This window comes from Nocardioides panacisoli (assembly GCF_039537325.1).
Classification (GTDB): Bacteria; Actinomycetota; Actinomycetes; order Propionibacteriales; family Nocardioidaceae; genus Nocardioides; species Nocardioides panacisoli.
Genome location: NZ_BAABAH010000001.1, coordinates 191,708 through 214,322, shown reverse-complemented (window position 1 = coordinate 214,322; position 22,615 = coordinate 191,708). Strand labels below are relative to the sequence as shown.

The 22,615-nt window shown below is 73.7% G+C and carries 28 protein-coding genes; 18 read left to right on the top strand and 10 right to left on the bottom strand.

Going from position 1 to position 22,615, the window contains the following annotated elements; all coding sequences use genetic code 11:
- Positions 1-98: 98 nt before the first annotated feature.
- Positions 99-806 (top strand): FadR/GntR family transcriptional regulator, encoded by a 708-nt coding sequence (locus ABD709_RS01090; protein ID WP_344771923.1) that lies wholly within the window; start codon positions 99-101, stop codon positions 804-806.
- Positions 803-2,092 (top strand): MFS transporter, encoded by a 1,290-nt coding sequence (locus ABD709_RS01085; RefSeq protein WP_344771922.1) that lies wholly within the window; start codon positions 803-805, stop codon positions 2,090-2,092. The genes ABD709_RS01090 and ABD709_RS01085 overlap by 4 nt, the downstream gene beginning before the upstream one ends.
- A 31-nt stretch (positions 2,093-2,123) precedes the next feature.
- Here the strand turns inward: ABD709_RS01085 and ABD709_RS01080 are convergent, their stop codons facing one another.
- The gene (locus ABD709_RS01080) at positions 2,124-2,675 is read right to left on the bottom strand and encodes a hemerythrin domain-containing protein (protein WP_344771921.1); all 552 of its coding nucleotides are present in this window, start codon (positions 2,673-2,675) and stop codon (positions 2,124-2,126) included.
- 70 nt (positions 2,676-2,745) lie between these two features.
- Between ABD709_RS01080 and ABD709_RS01075 the strand changes: the two genes are divergently transcribed.
- Positions 2,746-3,114 (top strand): DUF427 domain-containing protein, encoded by a 369-nt coding sequence (locus ABD709_RS01075; RefSeq protein WP_344771920.1) that lies wholly within the window; start codon positions 2,746-2,748, stop codon positions 3,112-3,114.
- Positions 3,115-3,131: 17 nt separating this feature from the next.
- Here ABD709_RS01075 and ABD709_RS01070 read toward each other — a convergent pair whose 3' ends face one another.
- Positions 3,132-3,899 (bottom strand): class I SAM-dependent methyltransferase, encoded by a 768-nt coding sequence (locus ABD709_RS01070; protein WP_344771919.1) that lies wholly within the window; start codon positions 3,897-3,899, stop codon positions 3,132-3,134.
- Positions 3,900-3,965: 66 nt separating this feature from the next.
- On the opposite strand from ABD709_RS01070, the gene ABD709_RS01065 reads away from it, so the two are divergent.
- Positions 3,966-4,652 carry a hypothetical protein gene (locus tag ABD709_RS01065; RefSeq protein ID WP_344771918.1) on the top strand — a complete coding sequence of 229 codons (687 nt, stop codon included), beginning with the start codon at positions 3,966-3,968 and terminating at the stop codon, positions 4,650-4,652.
- Positions 4,649-5,695, top strand: coding sequence for an NAD-dependent epimerase/dehydratase family protein (locus tag ABD709_RS01060; RefSeq protein ID WP_344771917.1), 1,047 nt, complete (start codon positions 4,649-4,651; stop codon positions 5,693-5,695). Before ABD709_RS01065 ends, ABD709_RS01060 begins: the two co-directional genes overlap by 4 nt.
- 49 nt (positions 5,696-5,744) lie before the next feature.
- Here the strand turns inward: ABD709_RS01060 and ABD709_RS01055 are convergent, their stop codons facing one another.
- Positions 5,745-6,200, bottom strand: a complete 456-nt coding sequence (locus tag ABD709_RS01055; RefSeq protein WP_344771916.1) for a DUF4383 domain-containing protein — start codon at positions 6,198-6,200, stop codon at positions 5,745-5,747.
- A gap of 63 nt (positions 6,201-6,263) precedes the next feature.
- Between ABD709_RS01055 and ABD709_RS01050 the strand changes: the two genes are divergently transcribed.
- The 4 genes from ABD709_RS01050 (at position 6,264) to ABD709_RS01035 (ending at position 9,201) form a co-directional block, all read left to right on the top strand.
- Complete coding sequence (locus ABD709_RS01050) at positions 6,264-6,890, top strand: hypothetical protein (protein ID WP_344771915.1); 627 nt, start codon at positions 6,264-6,266, stop codon at positions 6,888-6,890.
- A 13-nt stretch (positions 6,891-6,903) separates the two neighbouring features.
- Positions 6,904-7,296, top strand: a complete 393-nt coding sequence (locus tag ABD709_RS01045) for a DUF2237 family protein (RefSeq protein WP_344771914.1) — start codon at positions 6,904-6,906, stop codon at positions 7,294-7,296.
- A 188-nt stretch (positions 7,297-7,484) separates the two neighbouring features.
- Positions 7,485-8,618, top strand: a complete 1,134-nt coding sequence (locus tag ABD709_RS01040; RefSeq protein WP_344771913.1) for an ABC transporter permease — start codon at positions 7,485-7,487, stop codon at positions 8,616-8,618.
- 139 nt (positions 8,619-8,757) lie between these two features.
- On the top strand, positions 8,758-9,201 hold the full coding sequence (locus ABD709_RS01035; protein WP_344771912.1) for a hypothetical protein: 444 nt from the start codon (positions 8,758-8,760) through the stop codon (positions 9,199-9,201).
- On the opposite strand, the gene ABD709_RS01030 is transcribed toward ABD709_RS01035, so the two are convergent.
- On the bottom strand, positions 9,182-10,078 hold the full coding sequence (locus ABD709_RS01030) for a haloalkane dehalogenase (protein WP_344771911.1): 897 nt from the start codon (positions 10,076-10,078) through the stop codon (positions 9,182-9,184). The genes ABD709_RS01035 and ABD709_RS01030 overlap by 20 nt on opposite strands.
- 46 nt (positions 10,079-10,124) lie before the next feature.
- Here ABD709_RS01030 and ABD709_RS01025 point away from each other — a divergent pair, with 46 nt between their 5' ends.
- On the top strand, positions 10,125-10,397 hold the full coding sequence (locus tag ABD709_RS01025; RefSeq protein ID WP_344771910.1) for a DUF4031 domain-containing protein: 273 nt from the start codon (positions 10,125-10,127) through the stop codon (positions 10,395-10,397).
- A gap of 74 nt (positions 10,398-10,471) precedes the next feature.
- Here the strand turns inward: ABD709_RS01025 and ABD709_RS01020 are convergent, their stop codons facing one another.
- The 3 genes from ABD709_RS01020 to ABD709_RS01010 all read right to left on the bottom strand — a co-directional run bounded on the left by ABD709_RS01020 (position 10,472) and on the right by ABD709_RS01010 (position 13,266).
- A complete protein-coding gene (locus ABD709_RS01020; protein WP_344771909.1) occupies positions 10,472-11,185 on the bottom strand; it encodes a nuclease-related domain-containing protein in 714 nt (237 codons plus the stop codon).
- 71 nt (positions 11,186-11,256) lie between these two features.
- Positions 11,257-12,657: a 4-alpha-glucanotransferase gene (gene malQ, locus ABD709_RS01015; RefSeq protein ID WP_344771908.1), complete on the bottom strand. Its 1,401-nt coding sequence runs from the start codon at positions 12,655-12,657 to the stop codon at positions 11,257-11,259.
- A gap of 51 nt (positions 12,658-12,708) precedes the next feature.
- Positions 12,709-13,266, bottom strand: a complete 558-nt coding sequence (locus ABD709_RS01010) for a hypothetical protein (RefSeq protein ID WP_344771907.1) — start codon at positions 13,264-13,266, stop codon at positions 12,709-12,711.
- Between the two features lie 50 nt (positions 13,267-13,316).
- Between ABD709_RS01010 and ABD709_RS01005 the strand changes: the two genes are divergently transcribed.
- Together ABD709_RS01005 and ABD709_RS01000 are read left to right on the top strand one after the other, a co-directional pair.
- On the top strand, positions 13,317-14,009 hold the full coding sequence (locus ABD709_RS01005; protein ID WP_344771906.1) for a response regulator transcription factor: 693 nt from the start codon (positions 13,317-13,319) through the stop codon (positions 14,007-14,009).
- Positions 14,009-15,280, top strand: coding sequence for a sensor histidine kinase (locus ABD709_RS01000; protein WP_344771905.1), 1,272 nt, complete (start codon positions 14,009-14,011; stop codon positions 15,278-15,280). The genes ABD709_RS01005 and ABD709_RS01000 overlap by 1 nt, the downstream gene beginning before the upstream one ends.
- 10 nt (positions 15,281-15,290) lie before the next feature.
- On the opposite strand, the gene ABD709_RS00995 is transcribed toward ABD709_RS01000, so the two are convergent.
- Positions 15,291-15,776 (bottom strand): hypothetical protein, encoded by a 486-nt coding sequence (locus tag ABD709_RS00995; RefSeq protein WP_344771904.1) that lies wholly within the window; start codon positions 15,774-15,776, stop codon positions 15,291-15,293.
- Between the two features lie 131 nt (positions 15,777-15,907).
- On the opposite strand from ABD709_RS00995, the gene ABD709_RS00990 reads away from it, so the two are divergent.
- The 5 genes from ABD709_RS00990 to ABD709_RS00970 are packed head-to-tail and all read left to right on the top strand — an operon-like array spanning position 15,908 to position 19,254.
- Entirely contained in the window at positions 15,908-16,333 is a 426-nt protein-coding gene (locus ABD709_RS00990) for a hypothetical protein (RefSeq protein WP_344771903.1), read from the top strand.
- Positions 16,334-16,335: 2 nt separating this feature from the next.
- Positions 16,336-17,250, top strand: coding sequence for an FAD:protein FMN transferase (locus tag ABD709_RS00985; RefSeq protein ID WP_344771902.1), 915 nt, complete (start codon positions 16,336-16,338; stop codon positions 17,248-17,250).
- Positions 17,247-17,816 (top strand): ferric reductase-like transmembrane domain-containing protein, encoded by a 570-nt coding sequence (locus ABD709_RS00980; RefSeq protein ID WP_344771901.1) that lies wholly within the window; start codon positions 17,247-17,249, stop codon positions 17,814-17,816. The genes ABD709_RS00985 and ABD709_RS00980 overlap by 4 nt, the downstream gene beginning before the upstream one ends.
- Positions 17,813-19,063 carry an NADH-ubiquinone oxidoreductase-F iron-sulfur binding region domain-containing protein gene (locus tag ABD709_RS00975; protein ID WP_344771900.1) on the top strand — a complete coding sequence of 417 codons (1,251 nt, stop codon included), beginning with the start codon at positions 17,813-17,815 and terminating at the stop codon, positions 19,061-19,063. The genes ABD709_RS00980 and ABD709_RS00975 overlap by 4 nt, the downstream gene beginning before the upstream one ends.
- Positions 19,060-19,254, top strand: coding sequence for a ferredoxin (locus tag ABD709_RS00970; RefSeq protein ID WP_344771899.1), 195 nt, complete (start codon positions 19,060-19,062; stop codon positions 19,252-19,254). The genes ABD709_RS00975 and ABD709_RS00970 overlap by 4 nt, the downstream gene beginning before the upstream one ends.
- Before the next feature lie 120 nt (positions 19,255-19,374).
- On the opposite strand, the gene ABD709_RS00965 is transcribed toward ABD709_RS00970, so the two are convergent.
- The gene (locus tag ABD709_RS00965; protein WP_344771898.1) at positions 19,375-20,187 is read right to left on the bottom strand and encodes a hypothetical protein; all 813 of its coding nucleotides are present in this window, start codon (positions 20,185-20,187) and stop codon (positions 19,375-19,377) included.
- 101 nt (positions 20,188-20,288) lie between these two features.
- On the bottom strand, positions 20,289-20,630 hold the full coding sequence (locus tag ABD709_RS00960; protein ID WP_344771897.1) for a metallopeptidase family protein: 342 nt from the start codon (positions 20,628-20,630) through the stop codon (positions 20,289-20,291).
- A 367-nt stretch (positions 20,631-20,997) separates the two neighbouring features.
- On the opposite strand from ABD709_RS00960, the gene ABD709_RS00955 reads away from it, so the two are divergent.
- Complete coding sequence (locus tag ABD709_RS00955; protein WP_344771896.1) at positions 20,998-22,596, top strand: TROVE domain-containing protein; 1,599 nt, start codon at positions 20,998-21,000, stop codon at positions 22,594-22,596.
- The last annotated feature ends 19 nt before the right edge of the window (positions 22,597-22,615 follow it).

Below are 22,615 nucleotides of genomic sequence, written 5' to 3'. Positions count from 1 at the left end.
CTGTCGGTGTGCGGGTCGTCACAGGATGCGTTCATTGATATGCTTATTGCAAGAGTCTCGTGGCAATTGATCTGATTTTTGTGCTCGAAGGAGCGGCCATGGCCGGCAGCGCCCTCCACGACGACGTCCTCGACGCGCTCGGGCGGCGGATCGTCGGCGGCGAGCTCGCCCCCGGCACCGTGCTGACCCTCGACTCCGTCGACGTCGAGTACGCCGTCAGCCGCTCGGTGTCGCGGGAGGCCGTCCGGGTGCTCTCGTCGATGGGCCTGGTCGCCTCGCGCCGCAGGGTCGGCGTCACCGTGCTCCCCCGCTCTTCCTGGCAGGTCTTCGACCCGCGGGTGATCCGCTGGCGGCTCGACTCCGGGGACCGGCTCGCGCAGCTGCAGTCGCTGGGCGAGCTGCGCCGCGGGCTGGAGCCGGTCGCCGCCGGGCTCGCCGCCGAGCGGGCGACGCCGGAGCAGTGCGGCGCGCTGTCCCAGGCCGCCGGCGAGATGGTCGTGCACGGTCGGTCCGGCGACCTCGAGGCGTTCCTCGCCGCCGATGTCGCGTTCCACAGGATCCTGCTCGAGGCGACCGGCAACGAGATGCTCACCGCGATGGGCGACGTGGTCGCCGAGGTGCTGCGCGGCCGCACCCACCACGACCTGATGCCGGCCCACCCCAAGGCCGAGGCCGTCGACTTGCACGAGCGGGTCGCGCGCGCCGTACGCTCCGGTGACGCGGCCGCCGCCCGGGCCGCGATGCAGGCGATCATCGACGAGGCGGCCGACGCGGTGGCGGAGGCCGAGCAGGAAGGCCCCGCGTGACCCCTCCCGACGTGACCTTGCGGCGCGCCTGGCTGGTGTGGGGTGTCGCGCTCGCGATCTACGTGCTCGCGGTCTTCCACCGCACGAGCCTGGCGGTGGCCGGCCTCGACGCCACCGAGCGGTTCGGCCTGTCCGCGAGCCAGCTCGCCTCGTTCACGGTGCTGCAGCTGCTGGTCTACGCCGGCATGCAGGTCCCGGTCGGCCTGCTCGTCGACCGGTTCGGCCCTCGCACCGTGCTCACGATCGGCATCGTCACGATCAGCCTGGGCCAGGCGGGCTTCGCGCTCGCGGAGACCTATCCGGCGGCGCTGGGCGCCCGGCTGCTCGTCGGCGTCGGCGACGCGATGACCTTCATCTGCGTGCTGCGCCTGGTGAACTCCTGGTTCTCCCCTCGGCGGATCCCGCTGATCACCCAGCTCACCGGCAGCACCGGGCAGATCGGGGCGATCGCGGCGGCCGTGCCGATGACCTGGGCGCTCGGCGCGCTCGGCTGGACCCGGGCTTACCTGATCGCCGCGGGGCTGGGCGCCGTGCTGCTCGTCGCGCTGCTGGTCGTCGTCGGCGACGCGCCGGACCGCCGCTACCTGCGCGGGCACCCGATGTCGCGCCGCGCGCTGGTCACCAGCCTGCGGTCGTCGTGGGCGCAGCCCGGGACCAGGCTCGGCTTCTGGGTGCACTTCGCGACGCCGTTCAGCACCCACGTGCTCTCGCTGCTGTGGGGCTTCCCGTTCCTGGTGCTCTGCGAGGGCGTCTCCGACACCACCGCCGGCACCCTGCTCAGCGTCATCGTCGTGGCCACGATCGCCTCGGGGCCGGTGCTCGGGTGGCTGGTCGGCAAGCACCCCTGGCACCGCTCGAGCGTCTCCCTGTCGGTCGTCGGGGCGATGGCGACGGTGTGGACCGTCGTGCTGCTCTGGCCCGGCCACGCCCCGCTGTGGCTGCTCGTGCTGCTGATGCTCGTCTGCGGCTGCGGGTCGCCGACGTCGATGATCGGCTTCGACGTCGGCCGCACCAGCAACCCTCCGGACCGGCTGGCCAGCGCGAGCGGGATCATCAACCAGGGCGGCTTCCTGGCCGCGCTGATCGCGGTGTTCGCGGTCGGCGGCGTTCTCGACGCCCTCACGCCGGGCTCGTCCTCGGAGTACACGCCGCACGCGTTCCGGTGGGCGATGAGCGTGCAGTACGTCCTGTGGGCACTGGGCGCCGCGCAGATCTGGCGCTACCGCAACCGGGTGCGCAGGGCACTCGGTCGCGATGTGGTCGAGTCCGGCTCCACGATGATCTGAGTCGCGAGCCGGACCCGTCGGGGCTGTGCGGTCACTCGTCGTCGTCGAGCAGCCCTTCACGCTCGGCCGCGGCCACCACGCGCCGTACGTTCTCGAGGGAGCCGCAGCCGTCGTCGACGAGCTGGTTGCGGCGGGCGGCCCACTTCTCGCCCAGCTCGCGCCGCACCCGCTCGCCGACCGACTCGCGGGCCGGCGAGATGATGGTCAGCTCCTCCTCGGCGATGTGGTGCGCGATCAGGTTGCTGAGCTTCTCGACCGCGTCCTGGAAGGCATCGGTGTCGGTGCCCTTGAGCTCGAGCACCTTCAGCAGCGCCTCGTTGCCCTCGGCGTGCTCCTCGTGGCCGTGCTCGATCTCGTGCTCGCCGACGTCCGTGGCGCGCCTGCGCAGAACCGGGTAGACCAGCTCCTCCTCGGCCTCGCCGTGCGCGATCAGCACGTGGGCGAACGCCTGGCGCACCGCGTCGCGGTCGCTCGTCGAGTCGCGCAGCTGGGCGAGCAGCCGCTCGAAGTGCCGGTGGTCGTCGGTGATCAGGTCGAGTACGTCGCCACTGGTGGGCCGGCCGAGGTCGATGCCACTGGTCATGGGGGGCTGTTACCCCGGGCCTCGCGTCGTCAACCAGGTCGGTGCGGTCCGTCGCGCTACCGTCACGGACGTGCGCAAGCCCCGCCTGACTCCCGGCCCCAGCCACCCGATCACCGTCACCGCGAACCCTCGCCGGGTGACGGTCAGGGTCGCCGGCCGGACGATCGCGGACACCAGCCGCGCGCAGACGCTGCAGGAGTCGAGCTACCCGGCGGTGCTCTACGTGCCGCGCGAGGACGCGGACTTGACGCTGCTCGAGCCGACCGACCACCGGACCTACTGCCCCTACAAGGGCGACGCGTCCTACTTCTCGATCCGTACCGAGGACGGGACCGTCAAGAACGCGGTGTGGTCCTACGAGACGCCGTACGACGCGGTGCCTGAGATCGCCGGGCACCTGGCGTTCTACCCGGACAAGGTCGAGGTCACCGAGCACTGAGCCGCCCGGCGCGGCACTCAGACCCGGCCGGTCGCCGCCCAGGCGGCGACCTGGAGCGAGAACGGCCCCTCGCCGTACTCCCGGCGCAGCTCGGTGACCAACCGCTCCCGGCGATCCTCGCCGAGCCTCGCGACGTAGGCCCCGGCCGGGCCGACGGCCTCGGTGAACGGCAGCCACCACTCCTCGAACGTCGCGAACTCCAGGGCCACGGTGAGCAGCTCCTCGGTGACCTCGCGCAGCCCGGCACCCTCGAAGAGGGCGACGATCTCGCCGCGGGCCGAGCCCGTGAGACCGCTCTCGTCGTCGGCTCCGGGGTCGATCCGCTGCACCGCGCGCCAGAACCCGGACAGCGGTCCGGAGTCGTCGGCGTGCGCCCAGACGCAGGCGGACACCCGGCCGCCGGGCACGGTGACCCGCTTCATCTCCTGCACGCCGCGGGCCGGGTCGGCCATGAAGTGGACGACCAGCTGCGCGAGCGTCGCGCCGAAGGTCGCGGTCTCGTGCGGCAGGTCCTCGGCGGAGGCGACCTGCGCGTCGACCTCGGGGTAGGCCGCCTGGACTGCGGCGATGAAGGACGGCTGCGGGTCGACGGCGGAGACCCGCTCGTCGCCGAGCCGGCGGACCAGCTCGGCGGTGAGCATCCCAGGCCCGCAGCCCACGTCGAGCACGCTCATGTCCTCACCCAGGCCGCGCAGGCCGAAGTCGGCGAAGGAGGTCGCGAGCGGGGCCGAGAACCGCCCCATGAACCGGACGTAGGAGTCCGCCGACACGTCGAAGAGCGCCACGCCTCCGATCGTGGCACCTCGCGGCGGGACCCGTGGGGATCTCGGGTGAACGGGTACCGCCCCCTCATGGCGACCACACCTGCTCCCCTCGCCCGCCTCGCCGACGTGACCGCGGCGGCCGCCGGCAGCGTCCTCGGGACCACCGCCCGGGCGCTCACCTGGGCCCGGCGCGACCCGAAGCCGCTTCATCCGCGCGGCGAGATCGTGACCGCCACGCTGCGTCGGATCGGCTCGACCGGGTCCGGCGTGCCCTGGCTCGACACGCCCGGGGTCGACGAGGCGCTGGTGCGCATCTCCCGCGCGGTCGGCCTCCCGGACGCGGTGCCGGACATCCACGGGCTCGCCGTACGCGTGCCGGTCGACGGCCGGCCTGCCGACCTGCTGCTCGCCCAGACCGGGCTGGGCCGGCTCACCCGCTTCACGCTCACCGCGGGCCGACGGATCTCGAGCCGGCCGCTGACCACGCTGCTCCCCTACCGGAGCCCGGCGGGGCCGCTGCTGATCGCCGCGGCCGCGAAGACGACCGAGGCCGGCTGGGACGGCCGCACCTTCGAGCTGTTCTGGTCCGTCGGCATCGGGCGGTGGGCGGAGTTCGGCGAGCTGGTGCTGCTCAGCGAGCCGGCGCCGGACGCCGAGGTCTCCTTCGACGCGATCACCAACCCGGTGCCGGGGCTGGAGCCCTACGGCTGGGTACGCCGGCTGCGCGAGCCGGCCTACCGCTCCGCCCGCGAGGAGAGCGGTCGCCGGTCATGAGGGTGGTCGTCACCGGCGGCACGGGCAACGTCGGCTCACGGCTGGTCGAGCGGCTGGCCGCGGACCCGGAGGTGGACGAGGTCGTCGCGGTCTCCCGGCGCGAGCCGGACGACGTACCGGCCGGGGTCGAGTGGCGTGCCGCCAACCTCGCCGAGCACGTGCCGCGCGACCTGCTCCCCGGAGTGGACGCCGTGGTCCACCTCGCCTGGTTGTTCCAGCCGACCCGCGACCCCGGGGCGACCTGGCGCGCCAACGTCGAGGGCACGGTCCGGCTGCTCAGCGCCGCGGCCGACGCCGGCGTGCGCACCGTCGTCCAGGCGTCGTCGGTCGGGGTCTACAGCCGCGGGCCCGGGCGGCGCCCGGTCGACGAGTCGTGGCCGGCGCACGGGATCCCGACGGCGGCGTACAGCCGCGAGAAGGCGTACGTCGAGCGCCTGCTCGACGTGTTCGAGCAGCACAACCCGTCGACCCGGGTGGTCCGGATGCGGCCGGCGTTCATCTTCCGCCGCGAGTCCTCGGTGCAGCAGCGGCGGCTCTTCGCCGGGCCGCTCGCGCCGACCCGGCTGATCTCGCACCTGCCGCTGCCGGTGCTGCCCGATCCCGGCGTGACCCTGCAGGTGGTGCACACCGACGACGTCGTGGAGGCCTACCGGCTGGCACTGCTCCGCGAGGTCCGTGGCGCCTTCAACATCGCGACCGGGCCGACCCTCGACGTCCCCGCGATCGCCCGGCTGCTCGGTGCGCGCGCGGTGCCGGTGCCGGCGCGGCTGACCCGCCTCGGCGTCGGGGCCGCCTGGGCGGCGCACCTGCTCCCCGCTTCGCCCGGCCTCTTCGACCTGTTGGCGCAGATCCCGGTGATGCGCACCGACCGCGCCCGGGAGGAGCTCGGCTGGGAGCCGCAGCGCGACGCCGAGACGACGTTCGGCGAGCTGTGGGCGGGCTTCCGCTCGGGCGAGGGCGGCCCCACCCCGCCACTGGCTCCCGCGACCAGCGGGCGGTTGCGCAGCCACGAGTTCGCCACCGGCCTGGGCTGGCGGCCCTGAGACGCACGTCGGCCCGGCGCGAGCTTCGCGCCGGGCCGAGGTCATGGGGTCAGATGCGGGAGTCGTGTGCCTGACGGCCGAGGGCGAGCCCGAGGCCGATCATGCCGAGCCCGAGGACCAGGTGCAGCCAGTTGTCGGCCACGTTGAACGGCACGAAGTTGGCGTTGCTCGACAGGTCGATGACGGCGCCGTACAGCGTCAGCACCAGGTAGACGGCGCCTCCGCCGATCAGGAACGTGCGAGCGCCCTGCCAGGTCCGGGCCATCAGGAAGCCGGCGACCGCGAAGAGCAGGTGCACGATGTTGTGCAGCACCGAGACACCGAAGACGCCGAGCAGCTCGGCACCCGACTCGTCACCGAGCACCTTCATCTGGCCGTAGTCGGTCGTGATGCCCGGGATGAACCCGAGCACGCCGACGAGAGCGAACGTGGCAGCGACGGCCAGGGCCGCCTTCTGCAGGAGCGTGGTGGTGGTCGTGCGGTCTGTCGCTACGTGTTGCGTCATGACCAGCAGGTACCCCCTCCTGGCATTCCGAGTCTGGAACCGACCACGTAGAGTCAGGAGGCGATGGAAGACGCCGAGCCGACCGAGGACCCCTACGCGGACCTCGCCTTCACGTTGCGCAACGAGGGCTACAAGGTCGAGCGGCCCCAGGAGGGCACCCTCCTGGTCGAGGGCAGGTTCCTCAACCCCGAGCGGATCGCCCTGCAGGCCGCCGGCGAGCTGGCCGACGGCCCGGGCGTGATCTGGGCGATCAGCGCGCAGAACGACTGGACCCTCGTCGCCTGGAGCCGCCCCGACCTGGTGACGATCACCCAGCGCGGCACCGCGCCGCCCCGGTGGCGGCACCGTCGGCTGCCTCCCAAGATGGGCCCGGCCGCGCAGACGTTCCTCGAGGGCGGGGCCTCGCCCCACGACATCGTCACCAAGCCCAAGCACCGCCCGACCGACGCCGCCCGCGAGGTGCTGGCCGGGCTCGGGCTGGAGAACCCCGAGCCGCCGGGCTGGGTGCCGCCGCCTCCGCCCGTGGTCGAGCCGGTCGTCTCACGGGCTCCCGTCGCGCGACGGTCGACGACCCCCCGAGCGCCGCGCGCACCCAAGGCGCCGGCCCGCCCCGCCGAGCCGGCGGTCAAGGTGTGCCCGACCTGCTTCATGGCCCTGCCCGCGACCGGCATCTGCGACAACTGCGGATGAGACGGGTGGCCAGGTGAGCGAGCGCAACGTCCTCGGGGGCGACCTGGAGCCCTGCGGCATCGACCCGGTCACCGGCTTCTACCGCGACGGCAGCTGCTCGTGCGGACCGGAGGACCGGGGACTGCACGCCGTGTGCGCGGTGATGACCGACGAGTTCCTGGCCCACCAGCAGGCGATCGGCAACGACCTCTCGACCCCGCACCCCGAGTGGCAGTTCCCGGGACTGCGGCCGGGCGACCGCTGGTGCGTGGTGGCGGTCCGCTGGCTGCAGTCGTACGCCGAGGGCCTCGCCGCGCCCGTCGTGCTCGCGTCCACCAACGAGCGGGCGCTCGAGGTGATCCCGCTCGAGGTGCTGCGCGAGAACGCCGTCGACGTACCGGACGACCCCAGCGGGCTCCTCGGCTAGAGGCTCCGAGGGCCGGGGCGGGTCCGCCGAATCATCACGGTATGCGGGTGAGTGTGCGCTTCCCCCGCGGGGTTCCGCCCGGGAAGTGCCGATTCGCCTGCATACCGTGATGATTCGGCGGCGGCGACAGGGCTCCGAGGGCCGGGCAGGTCTGGCGACCGCCATCCGGCCCCGCCATGCTGTCCGCCATGGCGCACACGTCGACGGAAGCACCCGACGCGAGGACGATCTCCAGGTACGGCCTGATCATCGCCGCCGTGGGGATCGGCGTACAGCTCGTCCTCGGCGTCTACTACCTCGCGATGGCTCACTCGCCCCAGCCGCACGACCTTCCGGTCGGGGTGGTCGGCAGCGCCCAGCAGCAGGCGCAGGTGACCGACCGGCTCGAGCAGGGCGGCGACTTCAAGGTCGAGGCATACGACGGCGCCGCCGGCCTGGTGCAGGCGATCAAGCAGCGCGACGCCTACGGCGGCGTGGTGTTCAAGGGCCGGGTGCCGACGTTGTACGTCGCCTCGGCCGCCGGGCCGTCGGTCGCGAACCTGTTCCGCAGGTCGTTCACCGAGGCCTACGAGCAGGAGCTCGGCAAGCAGGTCAAGCAGATCGTCGCGGCGGGCAGCCCCGTGCCGGCCGCGACCGCGGCCCGGCTCGCGGCACCGCCGGCGGTCAAGGACGTGGTGCCGCTGCCCGCCGACGACTCGGCCGGCAGCTCGCTGGGCTTCGTGATCCAGGCACTCTGCCTGGGCGGCTCGATCGCGTCTCTCGCGCTCGGCCGGCTCGGGCGGCTGACCCAGCGGTCGCCGAAGCGCGGCGCCGGGCACGCATCGCTGCTCGTGGTCTATGCCCTCGGCTCGGGCGCGGTCGCGCTGGTCGCGATGGCCGTCTTCGGGGTGGGCGATGACGCCCACCACCTGACCTTGTTCGGCGGCCTGGCGCTGATCTCGCTGGCGGTGACCGCGTCGACCGCCGCGTGCGTGGCGCTGTTCGGGCCCGTCGGCTCGCTGGTCGGCGGGCTCTACTTCACCGTGGGCCTGGTCATCTCCGGCTCCTCGATCGTGCCGGAGATGCTGCCGACGCTCGGGAAGGCGATCGGCCAGCTGCTGCCTCCGGGCGCGGGTGCGACGGTAGCCCGCGACGCGACGTACTTCCCGGACGCGTCGACGGCCGGGCCGTTCGTGGTGCTCGGGCTCTACTCCGTGATCGGGCTGGCGGTCATCCTGGTCACCAACACCGCCGCCAACCGGAGTCGGTACACGTGGTGGCTGCGCCGCCACGCGGCATCAGGAGTCCCGGCCGCATCCCCATCCCCGCCCCCAGAGCGGTGATGGAGCATGCGACGGCCAAGAAGGCTGACGCTAGGGACCCGGGGGGCCGCGTGGGGAGGAATCGCCCAACACCGACAGATCGGACCGCCGGTCTAGTCATTCGTGACCAGGGTCCCCGGATGGGTGCCACGCTGGGCGCATGACGGAGCCGACCCGTCCACCGGAGTCGCTGCCGATGCGGATCCTCATCGGCCTGCTCGTCGCCGTCATCCTGCTGCTCCCGGTCGTGCTGATCGGCTCGGGCGTCTGGCTGCTGGCGCAGCGCCAGCTCGGAGACCGGATCGAGGCCACGGTCATCAGCTGCGACACCGATGCGGGTTACCGGCAGTACTCGCAGTACTGCACGGCGCGCTGGACCGAGGACGGCGTCGAGAAGACCGGTCCGATCGAGGCCTCGGGCGACAACGAGGTAGGGAAGACGGTCGTCGCGACGGAGCGGGACGGCGTGCTCTACAGCCGGTCGCTGGGGCTGCCGCTGATCCTGATCGCGCTCGGCCTGCCGTTCTCCTTCCTGACGTTCAAGTGGCTGCAGGGGAAGCTGCGGCGGAAGAACGCGGCCGCGCCTACGCCTCCCACGCGATGATCCGCCGGGCGAGCTCGGGGCCGGCGTCCTCCTGGAGGAAGTGGCCGGCGCGGATCCGGTCGTGCGGCTGGCCGGCGGCGCCGGGGACGTGGGCGATGAGCGGCTTGTCGGCCTTGCCGAGGATGGGGTCATTGGCGCCGAACAGGCAGAGGAACGGCTTCTCCCAGCGCCCGAGCGCCGCCCACGCGGCGCGGTTGGCCGGCACCGCCGGGTCGTCCGGCTCGGTCGGGACGAGGTTCGGGAACTGGCGGGCGCCGGCGAGGTACTTCGAGGAGGGGTACGGCGCGTCGTAGGCCACCCGCACCGCGCGCGGCACCTTCGTCACCGTGCCCCTGCCGACGATGAAGCCGCACGAGAACACCGGGGTGTAGCGGGCGAACGCGCGCCAGATCCGGAACGCGGGCGGCGTACCTCTGTCGGCGGTGGGGAGGAAGCCGTTGCCCACGACCATCCGGCTGAACCGGTGCTCCTGCTCAGCCGCGATCCGCAGCCCGATCAGCGAGCCCCAGTCCTGGACGAACGCGGTCACGTCGGTCAGGTCGAGCGCCTCGAACCACGCGGTGACCCACTCGACGTGGCGCAGGTAGGTGTAGTCGTCGGGGCGCGTCGGCTTGTCGGACTTGCCGAACCCGATCAGGTCGGGCGCGAGCACGCGGTAGCCCGCGTCGACGAGCGGCGGGATCATCGTGCGGTAGAGGTAGCTCCACGTCGGCTCGCCGTGCAGGAGCACGACCGGTCGCCCGTCGCGCGGACCCTCGTCGACGTAGTGCATCCGCAGCGGCTCGGTGTCCGAGGCGGCCACGTCGACGTAGTTCGGTGCGAACGGATAGCCGGGGAGGCCGGCGAAGCGCGCGTCCGACGTGCGGAGGACGTCCATGGCCCGGAACCTAGTGCCCGGCGCGGGTGGTCCGCACAATGTTCCGGTGACCGTGCTGATCGACCCGCCGCTCGTGCCGTCCCGTGGGCGGATGTGGTCGCACCTCGCGTCGGACACCTCGTACGACGAGCTGCACGCCTTCGCCGGCGCGCTCGGCGTACCGCCGCGGGCGTTCGAGCGCGACCACTACGACGTCCCGGCGGAGCTCTACGACGCCGCCGTCGCCGCCGGCGCCCTCCCCGTCTCCAGCCGGGTCCTCGTCCGCCGCCTCATCGACTCCGGCCTGCGCCGCCGCAAGCGCACTCAGCCCCGAGGATGATTCCGCGCTGAATCGCTGGGCCGCCGCGCCCAGCGCGACCTCCACGCCCGCGGCCGCGAGCCCCCGCTCTCCGCTCACCGCTTTCCGTGCGGATGCTTCTGGGGCGGATCGTCGGAGCCGATGATGCCGACGACCAGGTCGCCTACCTTGTCGGGGATCTCGGGGTGGGTGATCACGACGAGCGCACCGGCCGCCACCGCGCCACCGACGAGCGAGGCGATGAACGTCTGCTTCGCCCGCGAGCGCGAGCCCGACGCCGCACCCCGGGGCGGGACCGGCGTCGGCTTGGCGACCTGCTCGCGCAGCTGACGTACGACGTCCTCGCGCGCGGCCTGCATCATCACCGGCGGCCGCGACGCCAGCATCGTCGCGATGTTGCGGGTGGAGCAGAGCATCGGGCTGTGCGACCACGCGGTCACGTGGTGCTCGCCGCCGAAGCACAGCACGCCGTGGACGTGGGTCGGCGAGATGTCGGGGACCAGTTGAGCGACGGCGTAAGCCGCCTCGACCGCCGCGATCGCGGCCGCGTCCCGGCGCCGCCCGCTCTGCCGCACGACGCCGTTGTGCACGGCGATCTGGCCGGACCAGCTCTTCGAGGAGATCACGAACACCCCGGGTGGTCCGACGACGATGTGGTCGATGTCGGCGTACCGCCGCCCGGACCAGCGGACGTCGTGGAACACGTCCCACTCACCGTGCGGCAGGTGCTCGAGCGCCTCCGCCGTCTGCCGCTCGCCGTCCGTCTTCTCCCGCAGCTTGCGGGCTGACCGAGCCGAGTCTCCAGTCATGACTTCCCCTCCGCCCCCGGCTCACGCCGAGGGCCCCTCCCCTCGGAGCCTAAGTAGGAAGTCTGCTGGAGTCACCCCCCGTTCGACCCGGTGCGACCGGTCTCGACGACCAGCGACCGCACTCGTTCGGCCAGGTCTGCTCCGAACGCACCGGCCGGCGCCTGCCAGCCCCAGTTCCCCTCGTCGGTGCCGGGCGTGTTCATCCGCGCCTCGTTGCCGAGCCCGAGCAGGTCCTGGGCGGGGATGACCGCGAGCCGCGCCCGCGACGACAGCGCCAGCCGGATCAGCGCCCACGGCATCCCCGTCGAACCCTCACTTGGAGCACCTCGAGCCGTCAGTTCGAGCACCTGCTGCCGCGCGTCCTCGTCGAGACCGTCCCACCAGCCCACGGTGGTGTCGTTGTCGTGGGTGCCGGTGTAGACCACGCTCAGCTCGTCGTGCTGGGCCGGCAGGTGGGGGTTGTCGGGGTCGCCGTCGAACGCGAACTGGAGCACCTTCATCCCGGGAAGCCGGTACGCCGTCCGCAGCGCGTCGACCTCCGGCGTGATGACGCCGAGGTCCTCCGCGACCAGCGAGCCCGGGCCGGCGGCCTCGACGAGCGCGGCGAGCACCTCCTTGCCCGGTGCCTTCACCCACTCGCCGTCACGGGCGGTGGGCGCCTCCACGGGGACGTGCCACGCGGCCTCGAAGCCGCGGAAGTGGTCGATCCGCACCAGGTCGAAGAGCTCGCGCTGCCGGGCGATCCGCGCGCGCCACCACGCGAACCCGTCGGCCGCCATGGCCTCCCAGTCGTAGTGCGGGTTGTTCCACCGCTGCCCGTCCTCGGCGAAGTAGTCCGGCGGGCAGCCGGTCACGGTGATCGGCCGGCCGTCCTCGTCGAGCTGGAACAGCGCGCGGTGCGCCCAGACGTCGGCGCTGTCGAGCGACACGAAGATCGGCAGGTCCCCGAACAGCAGCACGTCCTTCGACGCGGCGTACTCCCGCAGCCGCCCCCACTGGCGTGCGAACACCCACTGCTCGAGCCGCAGCTCCTCGACCCGGTCCGCGACCGATCCCGTCGCGCTGGCGACCGCCTCCGGGTCCCGGTCCCGCAGGCGCGGCTCCCAGGTCAACCAGGGCGATCCGTCGTGCAGCTCGCGGAGCGCGGTGAACTCGACGTAGGGGTCGAGCCAGTCCGCCTGCTCCGCGCACCACCGCGCGAGCTCCCCCGAGTCGGCTGGTTTCTCCACCGGCCAGGTGTCGCGGTCGACCAGGTCGGGGTTGCCGGCCATCGACGAGAGCGCGTTGTACGGCGACCCGTCGTCGTCGTGGGTCGGTACCAGCGGCAGCACCTGCCACACCGTGCAACCGGCGGCGGCGAGGAAGTCGACGAAGCGGTACGCCTCCTCGCCCAGGTCGCCGCCCGGCAGCGAGGTCACGTGCAGGAGCACCCCGGCACGGCGTACGTCGAACGGCCCGATGTCGTCCTTCATCCCTCGAACGTAGCCGCTCGGGCGATCTCCCTGCGCTCAGGGCGACGACCCTCAGTCGTCCTGCCCGTCGGTCTCCTGCCGGGTCGCGAACGCGGGCGTACCTCCGGCGCAGTGCGCGGTGACCGTCACGGTGGTGCCGGTCTCGTCCTCCCTCCCGTCGAACTCGACCTCGAGCTCCTCGGGGCCGGGCTTCTTGAGCTCGGCGTGGAATCCGACGTTCGGCTGCGTGGACACCAGCGAGATCGCCGTCCCCCGGCACTCGGCGACCAGGAGGCCGGCCTGGCCCTGCCAGGTCCGGCGCTGGGCCGGCGGCGGCGCAGCGGGGTGGGAGTCGTCGCTCCCAGGAGTGCTCGGCGACGGGGACGCGGGGGCGGTGCTGCTCGAGGTGGTGCTCGAGGTGGAGCTCGAGGGCCCGCCCGACGGCGAGGGCTGGCGGGACGACCTCGTCGACGAGTGCCGGGGCGACCGGTCGTCCGTCGTCCGCACCTCGCGATCCGCCGAGACGACCTGGTCCCCGGCCCGGGAGATCACGGCCCAGACAACCGTCGAGCCGACCGCGACGACGACCACCCACGCGATCGCCGCGGCAAGAAGACGCGGGCGGCTCATGCCCTCATCCTGGCAGGTGGCGGCACGGTGGCTGGGTCTACGGTTCGGGCATGACGAGCATCCTCGTGGTCGAGGACGACGACGCGATCCGGAGCGCCGTCATGCGGGGACTGCGCGAGCGTGGCCACGCCGTCGCGACCGCCGCGACCGGCCTCGCGGGGCTCGAGCAGATCCTCCAGGCGCGGCCTCAGGTGGTCCTGCTCGACCTGGGTCTCCCCGACGTCGACGGGCTCACGCTGATCGCGATGATCCGCGCCGCGAGCGACGTACCGCTCATCGTGATCACCGCCCAGGACGACGACCCGACGATGATCAAGGCGCTCGACAGCGGCGCCGACGACTACGTCGTGAAGCCGTTCGGGACCGACCAGGTCGCGGCGCGGATCCGCGCGGTGCTCCGCCGCACCGGGCGCGACCTGACTCCGTCGATCCTCCAGGTGGGCGGGCTGCGGATCGACGAGAGCTCCCGTACGGCCTCGGTCGACGGCCGCGCGCTCGACCTGAGCCGCAAGGAGTTCGACGTGCTCGCGCTGCTTGCGTCGCGACGCGGCCAGGTGGTGACCAAGCGGGAGCTGCTCGCGGAGGTCTGGCAGCAGGCGTACGGCGGCTCCGACCGCACCGTCGACGTGCACCTCTCGTGGCTGCGGCGCAAGCTCGGCGAGTCCGCGGCCCAGCCGCGGTACCTGCTCAGCGTCCGCGGGGTCGGTGTGCGCCTGGTCGACCCGGACGCCGAGGACGACTGATGCGGCGGCGGATCTCATGGCTGGTCGTCGCCACGACGTCGGCCGTCGTGGTGTCCTTCGTCGTCCCGCTCTGCCTGCTGGTGCGCACCCTCGCGGAGGACCGGGCGATGGCGGCCGCGGACCAGGAGGCCCGCAACGTCGCCATCCTGGTGGCCGGAGTGCGGGACGAGCCGCAGCTCGGCGAGCTGGTCGAGGACATCGACAGCCGGGGCACCCCGACGACCGGGGTGCTGACCGCCGACGGCCGGCAGCTCGGCGGCGGCACCGACCTCCGGCACGACCCGGACGTGCGGAAGGCCCGCAGGGGCGACGCGTTCACCGTCGTGGACGACGACGGCGGCCGCGTGCTGCTGCCGGTCATCACGAAGGACGGAACCGCGGTCGTGCGGTCGGCGGTCAGCCCGTCCGACCTGCACCGTGGCGTGGCGGCGGCATGGATCGGGATCATCAGCCTGGGGCTGCTGCTGCTCCTCGTGGCGACGGTGATCGCGTCGCGGTTGGGCCGGCGGGTCAGCGAACCGCTGCGCGAGGTGGCCGCAGCGGCGCACCGCCTGCGCGAGGGCGAGCTCGGCGCGCGCGCGGAGGTGGCCGGGCCCGCGGAGACCCAGGAGCTCGCCCGCGCCCTCAACGGACTGGCCGAGCGGACCACCGACCTGCTGGCCACCGAGCGGGCGGCCGTCGGCGACCTGTCCCACCGCCTGCGGACGCCGGTGACCGCGCTCCGCCTCGACGCCGAGGCGGTCGACGACCCGGACCTCGCGCAGCGGCTGCAGACCCACATCGGGGTGCTCCAGCGCACGATCGACGCCATCGTGCACGAGGCCCGCCGCCCGGTGCGCACCGATCTCACCCCGACCTGCGACGCCCGCGCGACGGTGCACCGGCGCGTGGAGTTCTGGCGACCGCTGGCCGAGGACCAGGGCCGCCGGATGGACGTGCACCTGCCGGACGGCGCGCTCGACGTACCCCTCGCAGCAGACGACCTCAAGGACCTGCTCGACGTGCTGGTCGACAACGTCTTCGCCCACACGCCCGAGGGCACGACGCTGGGTGTCGAGCTGCGCGAGGTCGACGGTCACGCGGTGCTCACCGTCCTCGACGAGGGGCCGGGCATGGCCGCGCGGCCGCGCCAGGCGCGGAGCGGCAGCACCGGCCTCGGGCTGGACATCGCCACGCGGACGGCGCGCGGCTGCGGCGGCGACCTGACCGTGGGGGTCGGTCCTGCCGGCGGGGTACGGGTCGAGGCGCGGATGCCGCTCACCGGCAAGTGATCCGGGCCGCTCAGTCGTCGTCGGAGCCGTCCTCCGAGTCGTCGTCGCCGGGCCCGTCCTGGTCGTGACCGTGGTCGTCACCCGGGCTGTCGTCACCCGGGCCGTCGTCACCCGGGCTGTCGTCACCCGGGCCGGCGTCGTCACGCCCGCCGTCCTCTCCCCCGCCGGGCTGACCGCCGGAGCCACGAACGACGACCGGGACCGCAGGGGCCGCGGGGCTCGGCGCCGGCGCGGCCGGCGCGGGTACGACGACGGTGTGCACGACGTCGGTCACGCACGTGCCCTTCTCGAGCTTGCTGCCCTTGGGGCACGGAGCCCAGCGGGTCCGGTGCTGCCGCGGCTCAGCCGCGACGGACGCGGCCGGGTCCGCCGCGTGGGTGGTGCGGACCGTGGGGACGGAGACGTCCTGGACGGACTGGCTGCGGTAGGCCGCGACGGAGCCGGCGACGCCGGCGGCGAGCAGGACCGAGGCGAGCCCGGTGGTGATCAGCTTCATGCCGTGATGCTGCGACCGGGCTCGATAGGAGGACCTCGCGAGACCGTCAAGTCGGGGTCAAGGATCTTCCTAGGAGGGACTTAACAGCGCGATGAGGACGCCTTGCCGGTCGGGTCCGCATGCTCCTGGCCATGACCTACGACTCTCGCACCCGCGACCGGTACCGCCTGGCGGTGACCGGCGCCACCGCCGCGGTTGCTGCCGCGGCGATCACGGCGACCGGCTGGCTGGCCGGCACCGCGGCGCACCACCAGGACCAGGCGGCGGCGCAGCGCAAGGCCGACCAGAAGGCCCTGGCCCGGGCGCAGTACGCCGCCTGGAAGGCCAAGTACGGCGACCCGGCGCGCGCCCGGCACGCCCACACCCGGATCGTGCTCAAGGATCGACCGACCCGGACCCGGGTGACGACCCGCTACGTGACTGCGGCGAGCACCTCGCTCGGGCAGGGCGGGACCGTCACTCCCCAGGCTCCTGCGGCTCCGGCGCCGCACCCGGCCGCCCCTGTGCACGCCGCTCCCCCGCCCCCGCCGCCCCCGGCGCCGACACACGGGTCCTGACGATGACCGCCACGTCCGCCCAGCTCCCCGCCCTGGGAACCTCCGTCTTCGTCGCCACCCGGGACCCGGGTGCGCTGGGTGACGCGCTGCGGCTGGCCGCCCGCGTGCTCGTCGACGTCGACGAGGTGTGCAGCCGGTTCCGGCCCGACTCCGACCTCTCGCGCGTGAACGCCCATCCCGGCCGCTGGGTCGAGGTCGACCCGCTGCTGGTCGCGGCCGTGCAGGTCGCGGTCGATGCGGCCCGGGCCACCGGGGGGCTCGTGCACCCGCTGCTCGGCCGCCAGCTGGTCGAGCTCGGCTACGACCGGGACTTCCAGGAGCTGGTCGAGATCGACGGCGCGGAGTCCCTCGAGTCCTCGCCGCCGCCGCTCGCGGCCTGGGACGACGTGCAGGTCGACCCCGACGGCCTGGTCCGGATCCCCGAGGGTTCCTCGCTCGACCTGGGTGCGACCGGGAAGGCGTGGGCGGCGGACCTCATCGCCGCCGCCTTCGAGAAGGACCTCGGTGTGCCGGCGATCGTGAGCGTCGGCGGCGACCTGCGGATCGCGGGCGCCGACGGCCCCTGGCCCGTCGCGGTCTCGGAGCGACCCGGCGCGGCCCCGGACGTCGTCGTGACGCTCGACCGCGGCGGGCTGGCGACGTCGAGCACGCAGGTGCGGCGCTGGACGCGCGCCGGCGTACGGCGGCACCACCTGCTCGACCCGCGGACCGGCCTGCCGGCCGCCGAGGTGTGGCGCAGCGTGACCGCGACCGGCGCGACCTGCTCGGCGGCCAACACCGCCAGCACGGCGGCGGTCGTGCTCGGCCACGAGGCCCCCGGCTGGCTCGACGTGCACGGCATCGCCGCGCGCCTGGTCGCGGCGGACGGGACCGTGCGGACCGTCGGCAACTGGCCCGCCGAGAGGAGCGCGGCATGACCGACGGTCCGCTGCTCTGGTACCTCAACCGCGGCACGGGTGTCGTGCTCCTCGTCCTGCTCACCGTCAGCGTGGTGCTCGGCGTGCTCGCCATGGGCGGGCGCCCCGGGCGCGGGGTGCCGCGCTTCGTGACGCAGACGTTCCACCGCAACCTGGCACTGCTCTCGGTGCTGATGCTCCTGGCGCACGTCGCGTCGGCGGTGATCGACACCTACGTCGACATCCGGTGGTGGCAGGCGCTGGTGCCGTACGGCGCGACGTACCGCCCGCTCTGGCTCGGCCTCGGCACGCTCTCCCTCGACGTGATCGTGGTCGTGGTCCTGACCAGCCTGCTGCGTACCCGGCTCGGCCACCGCTCGTGGCGGGCCGTGCATCTCCTGGCCTGGGCGGCCTGGGCGCTCTCGGTGGCGCACGCGATCGGGATCGGCACCGACCTGGCCCACCCGGACGGCCTCGCCGTGCTGCCGACGGCCGTCTGCGTCGGGGCGGTCGGCGTGGCTGCGGTCGCCCGGATCGCGCGTGCCGTCGCGCACCCGGAGCTCACCACGGCGCGGGGGCCGGCATGAGCGCGCCCGCACCGTCCCCGGTCCCGGTGCCGGGCCGGGTCCGGATCCAGCGCGGTCCGGCGTTGCTCGCCGGTGTCGACGAGGGCCCGACGCTGGCGGCGCACCGGAGCCGCTACGGGCCTCTTCCGACCGTGCCGCTGGCGGAGCTGGATCGCCGGGTAAGCGCCGTCGGGCTGCGAGGCCGCGGCGGCGCTGCCTTCCCGTTCGCGACGAAGCTGCGGGCCGCCGCCGGGCGCCGACCCGTGGTCGTGGTCAACCTCAGCGAGGGCGAGCCGGCGAGCGCCAAGGACACCGCGTTGGCGCTCGGGCGGCCGCACCTGGTGCTCGACGGTGCCGTGGCGACGGCCCGAGCACTCGGCTCTCGCGACGTGCACCTGGTCCTGCCGGCGGACCGCCCGGACGCCGCGGCACAGGTCCGGCTCGCGGTGGCGGAGCGCAAGGACCGGGTGCGGTTCCGGCTGCACACCGCGGATGCACGGTTCGTCGCCGGCCAGGCCCGCGCAGTGATCGAGCTGATGGCCGGCCGGCCGAACCTCCCCGTCACGGCGTGGGCGCCGGAGGCGGTGTCCGGCCACCGCGGTCGCCCGACGCTCCTGTCCAACGCCGAGACGTGGGCCCACGTCGGACACCTGGTGCTCGCCGGCGAGGCCACCTACCGTGCCCACGGCACCGCCGAGGAGCCCGGCACCGCGCTGCTGACGATCACGCGCCCCGGCTTCGACGCCGAGGTGCTCGAGGTGCCGTACGGCGTGCGCCTGCGCGACGTGCTGCCGCCGTTCGCGACCGGGCATCCCGCCCTGGTGGGCGGCTTCCACGGCGCGTGGGCCACCTGGGAGACGCTCGGCGCGACCCGGGTGTCGGTGCCGGCGATGGCGGCCGTCGGTCTGCCGCTGGGCGCCGGCGTCGTGCACGTTCCCGACCCGGGGAGCTGCCCGGTCGCGTTCACCAGCGCCGTCGTCGACTACCTCGCCGGCCAGAGCGCCGGTCGCTGCGGGCCGTGCCTCAACGGTCTCCCGGCGCTGGCGGTCGCCGTACGAGCGATGGCGCAGGGGCGCGACGCCGCGGCCCGGATCGACGAGCTGACGCGCCTCGTCGCGCGACGCGGGGCCTGTGCGCACCCGGACGGGACCGTACGGCTGGTCCGATCACTGTTCGGTGCGCTGCCCGAGGAGGTCGCCGCCCACCGCGCAGGTGCCTGCCTCGCCCTGCCGAGCGGGGCGGCCTCGCGTCGCGTGGTGGCTCGATGAGCGCGCAGCTGCGGGTGGACTGGCCGGCCTGCCAGGCCCGCGGCCTGTGCCACGAGCTGCTGCCCGAGGTGGTGGAGCTGGACGAGTGGGGCTACCCCATCGTGACGGGCGAGGTCTCCGAGGAGCTGCTCTCCGACGCGCGCGCTGCCGTCCGCGGCTGCCCCCGGCTGGCGCTGCGGCTCGTGGACTGAGCGTCTGCACGCTGCGGCGACGGTCGGGCAGTCCGGTGGGTCGGCGGCGGGCCCCAAAGGCCCGAGATGGAACGCGGGCGCCACCACCGCCCGATGGTGACGCCCGCGGATCAGATCGGATCAGGGGGTGCCGTCGTCCGCACCGCCGTCGTCCGCACCGCCGTCGTCCGTGCCGTTGTCGTCCGAGCCGTCGTCGGTGCCGTTGTCGTCCGAGCCGTCGTCGGTGCCGTCGTCGTCGGTGCCGTCGTCGGTGCCGTTGTCGTCGGTGCCGTCGTCGGTGCCGTCGGTGCCGTCGGTGCCGTCATCGTCACCGGAGTCGTCGGTGCCGTCCTGCTGGTCCTCGGCGTCGGCCAGCGCGCCGACGAGCGTCTGGACGTCCGCCTTGGACGAGCTGGCGTTGAGCGCCAGCGCCTGCGCGACCGCCGCGTCGACAGCCGCGGACACGTCGGTCGCGCCGGCGGCGTCGGCCGCGGCAGCAAGCCGGGCCGCGCGGCGCAGCGCGTTGACGACGATCCGGTAGTTCTCCGGCCGCACCGACCGCAGCTGGTCGCGCACTGCGCCGAAGTCGAAGCCCGGCGCCGCCGCCTGGACGGTCACGGCGAGGTCCGCGAGCGCGGCAGAGTCCGCGGCGCCGTTGGCCAGCACCGCCGACTTCACGTCGACGTCGTGGACCGGCGCCAGCTTGCGCAGCCGCGAGTCGTCGAGCGCCTTGCCGATCTGCCGGTCCAGCCGGGCGATCTGGTCGAGGGCGTGCTTCTGGTCGTGGGCGAACTTGCCGCCTTGCGACGACTGTCCACCGCCACCGTGCGTGCCGTGACCGCCGTGACCGCCGCCCTGCCCGTGGCCGGGGTCGGCGATGGCGGCGGGCGAGCTGATGCCGAGGGCGACCGCGGCGGCGAAGGAGGCCGCGGCGGCCCGGTTGATGCGCTTCATCAGTGAGGCTCCTGAGGTGCAGGGAGGCAGCGCCGAGTGCACCACCTATGCGCCCCTTCGGCACTCAAGACCCAGCACCTGAGGACTCCGACATGGAAGTCTCACCAGCCGAGCTCGCGCAGCCGCGCGTCCCCGATCCCGAAGTGGTGCCCGATCTCGTGCACCACCGTTCGCCGTACCTGTTCCACGACCTGCTCCTCGGTGTCGCAGATCGCGCAGATCGCGTGGTGGAAGATCGTGATCCGGTCCGGCAGCACCCCGGCGTACGTCGTCGTCCGCCGCGTCAGCGGGATGCCCTGGTAGAGCCCGAGCAACCCGCGGCGGCCCGGCCCGTGCTCGACGGTGACGGCGACGTTGCTCATGATCCGCCCGAGCTCCTCGGGCAGACCGTCGAGCGCCTCCGCGACCATCTCCTCGAACCGCACCGGCTCCACCTCGATCACCGGGCAAGTGTCCGCCAGGGCCGGTAACAGGACCGCCGGAAACCCGTTAGGGCGCCGGCCGCACCGGCCCCTAGCCTCTGATGCGCGAGCGGGCCGGAGCACTTCGGTTAACCCGGTCCATGGCGGTTTGGGTTCGAGTCCCCCTCGGTTCCGCCGGCGGCGTACGCCGTCTTCCGGAGGGCACACCACGCCCGTTCGCACCCGTACGACGAGAGCGGTGGCGGGCCGAAGCAGATCGGTTCTCTCTCACCTCTTCAGTGACGGCCCTCGTGAGGAGGGCCACCCGGGCAACCGGGCACGCCCGGTCCGCACCCCACGCCCGCCCCCGCCCTCGTCCCGCCACACCACCCGCCGAAGGAGGAGCACCATGGACGTTCTGCGAACGCTCGGCCTGCGCCGGACGCCCCAGTCCGAGCGGGCCGACCCCCGCCAGCGGCGCAATGCCGCGGGCGGCTACGCCTTCACCCTGGACGACGTGGCCCGGCTGCGCCGGTTCCTGGTGCTGGGTGTCGACGGTGGCACCTACTACGCCGCGCCGCGCGAGCTGGCTCGCGCCAACGCGGAGGTCGTCGCGCGGATGGCCGTGGAGGACCCGGAGACCCTGGTCGCCACGATCGTCGAGGTCTCGCGCTCGGGCGCTGCTCCGAAGCAGAACCCGGCCCTGTTCGCCCTCGCGCTCGCGACGGCGTACGGGGAGTCCGCGCAGCTGGCCCTCGCGGCGCTGCCGGACGTCGCCCAGACGGGCACGCACCTGTTCCTGTTCGCGGCGTACGTCGAGCAGTTCCGCGGCTGGGGCCGTGGCCTGCGGCGTGCCGTGGGTGGCTGGTACACCGCCAAGGAGCCGGACGCGCTCGCCTACCAGGTGGTGAAGTACCGCCAGCGCGAGGGCTGGTCGCACCGTGACCTGCTGCGCCTGGCGCACCCGGAGACGGCGGTGCCGGAGCTGAAGGACACCTTCGACTGGATCGTGCGCGGCTCGCTCGGTGAGCGGACGCCGCGGCTGGTCGAGGGCTTCGTGCGTGCCCAGCAGGTCGGCGACGCGTCGGCCTGGGCGGCGCTCGTGCGCGAGTACGGACTGTCGTGGGAGATGCTCCCCGACGCCGCCCTCGGCGAGGTGGCCGTGTGGGACGCGCTGCTCGACACCGGTGTGCCGCAGACGGCGCTGCTGCGTCAGCTGCCGCGGCTGACCCGGCTGGGCATGCTGCCCGACCTGGGCGGCCGCACCGACGAGGTCGTCGTACAGCTGACCGACCCGGCGCGGCTGCGCTCGGCGCGCGTGCACCCGGTCAACGTGCTGGTGGCGCAGCGGACCTACGCGTCCGGTCGCTCGGCGCGCGGTGACGCGCGCTGGGAGCCGACCCGGAAGGTCGTCGACGCGCTCGACGCAGCGTTCTACGCGGCGTTCGGCGCGGTCGAGCGGTCCGGGAAGCGCACCCTGCTGGCGGTCGACGTCTCCGGTTCGATGACGCAGTCGATCTCGGGTCTGCCGATCACCGCTCGGGAGGCCTCGGCTGCCCTGGCGCTGGTCCAGCTCGCGACCGAGCCGTCGGCGACGGCGGTCGGCTTCACGACGCGGGCCGGCTCCCGGAGCTGGCGCGAGGGCGTGCTGGCGCCGCTGCGGATCTCGCCGCGGCAGCGCCTCGACGACGCCCTGCGTGTCGTCGACGCGATGCCGTACGGCGGCACCGACTGCGCGCTGCCGATGGTCCACGCGACGGAGAAGCAGCTGGAGGTCGACACGTTCGTCGTCTACACCGACAACGAGACCTGGGCCGGTGCGGTGCACCCGCACCAGGCGCTGGCGGAGTACCGCCGGCGTTCCGGGATCGACGCGAAGCTGATCGTCGTGGGCATGACCGCCACGGAGTTCAGCATCGCGGACCCCTCGGACCCGGGCATGCTCGACGTGGTCGGCTTCGACGCTTCGGTGCCGTCGCTGATCACCGAGTTCGCGTGCGGCCTCTGACCCCTCGGGGGGTCGGGGG

Bases quoted from the DNA above. Each gene is read 5' to 3' on its own strand.
- ABD709_RS01090 (WP_344771923.1), top strand. From the start codon at position 99: ATGGCCGGCAGCGCCCTCCACGACGACGTCCTCGACGCGCTCGGGCGG.
- ABD709_RS01080 (WP_344771921.1), bottom strand. From the start codon at position 2,675: ATGACCAGTGGCATCGACCTCGGCCGGCCCACCAGTGGCGACGTACTC.
- ABD709_RS01065 (WP_344771918.1), top strand. From the start codon at position 3,966: ATGGCGACCACACCTGCTCCCCTCGCCCGCCTCGCCGACGTGACCGCG.
- ABD709_RS01060 (WP_344771917.1), top strand. From the start codon at position 4,649: ATGAGGGTGGTCGTCACCGGCGGCACGGGCAACGTCGGCTCACGGCTG.
- ABD709_RS01055 (WP_344771916.1), bottom strand. From the start codon at position 6,200: ATGACGCAACACGTAGCGACAGACCGCACGACCACCACCACGCTCCTG.
- ABD709_RS01050 (WP_344771915.1), top strand. From the start codon at position 6,264: ATGGAAGACGCCGAGCCGACCGAGGACCCCTACGCGGACCTCGCCTTC.
- ABD709_RS01040 (WP_344771913.1), top strand. From the start codon at position 7,485: ATGGCGCACACGTCGACGGAAGCACCCGACGCGAGGACGATCTCCAGG.
- ABD709_RS01035 (WP_344771912.1), top strand. From the start codon at position 8,758: ATGACGGAGCCGACCCGTCCACCGGAGTCGCTGCCGATGCGGATCCTC.
- ABD709_RS01030 (WP_344771911.1), bottom strand. From the start codon at position 10,078: ATGGACGTCCTCCGCACGTCGGACGCGCGCTTCGCCGGCCTCCCCGGC.
- ABD709_RS01020 (WP_344771909.1), bottom strand. From the start codon at position 11,185: ATGACTGGAGACTCGGCTCGGTCAGCCCGCAAGCTGCGGGAGAAGACG.
- malQ (WP_344771908.1), bottom strand. From the start codon at position 12,657: ATGAAGGACGACATCGGGCCGTTCGACGTACGCCGTGCCGGGGTGCTC.
- ABD709_RS01010 (WP_344771907.1), bottom strand. From the start codon at position 13,266: ATGAGCCGCCCGCGTCTTCTTGCCGCGGCGATCGCGTGGGTGGTCGTC.
- ABD709_RS01005 (WP_344771906.1), top strand. From the start codon at position 13,317: ATGACGAGCATCCTCGTGGTCGAGGACGACGACGCGATCCGGAGCGCC.
- ABD709_RS01000 (WP_344771905.1), top strand. From the start codon at position 14,009: ATGCGGCGGCGGATCTCATGGCTGGTCGTCGCCACGACGTCGGCCGTC.
- ABD709_RS00995 (WP_344771904.1), bottom strand. From the start codon at position 15,776: ATGAAGCTGATCACCACCGGGCTCGCCTCGGTCCTGCTCGCCGCCGGC.
- ABD709_RS00990 (WP_344771903.1), top strand. From the start codon at position 15,908: ATGACCTACGACTCTCGCACCCGCGACCGGTACCGCCTGGCGGTGACC.
- ABD709_RS00985 (WP_344771902.1), top strand. From the start codon at position 16,336: ATGACCGCCACGTCCGCCCAGCTCCCCGCCCTGGGAACCTCCGTCTTC.
- ABD709_RS00980 (WP_344771901.1), top strand. From the start codon at position 17,247: ATGACCGACGGTCCGCTGCTCTGGTACCTCAACCGCGGCACGGGTGTC.
- ABD709_RS00975 (WP_344771900.1), top strand. From the start codon at position 17,813: ATGAGCGCGCCCGCACCGTCCCCGGTCCCGGTGCCGGGCCGGGTCCGG.
- ABD709_RS00970 (WP_344771899.1), top strand. From the start codon at position 19,060: ATGAGCGCGCAGCTGCGGGTGGACTGGCCGGCCTGCCAGGCCCGCGGC.
- ABD709_RS00965 (WP_344771898.1), bottom strand. From the start codon at position 20,187: ATGAAGCGCATCAACCGGGCCGCCGCGGCCTCCTTCGCCGCCGCGGTC.
- ABD709_RS00955 (WP_344771896.1), top strand. From the start codon at position 20,998: ATGGACGTTCTGCGAACGCTCGGCCTGCGCCGGACGCCCCAGTCCGAG.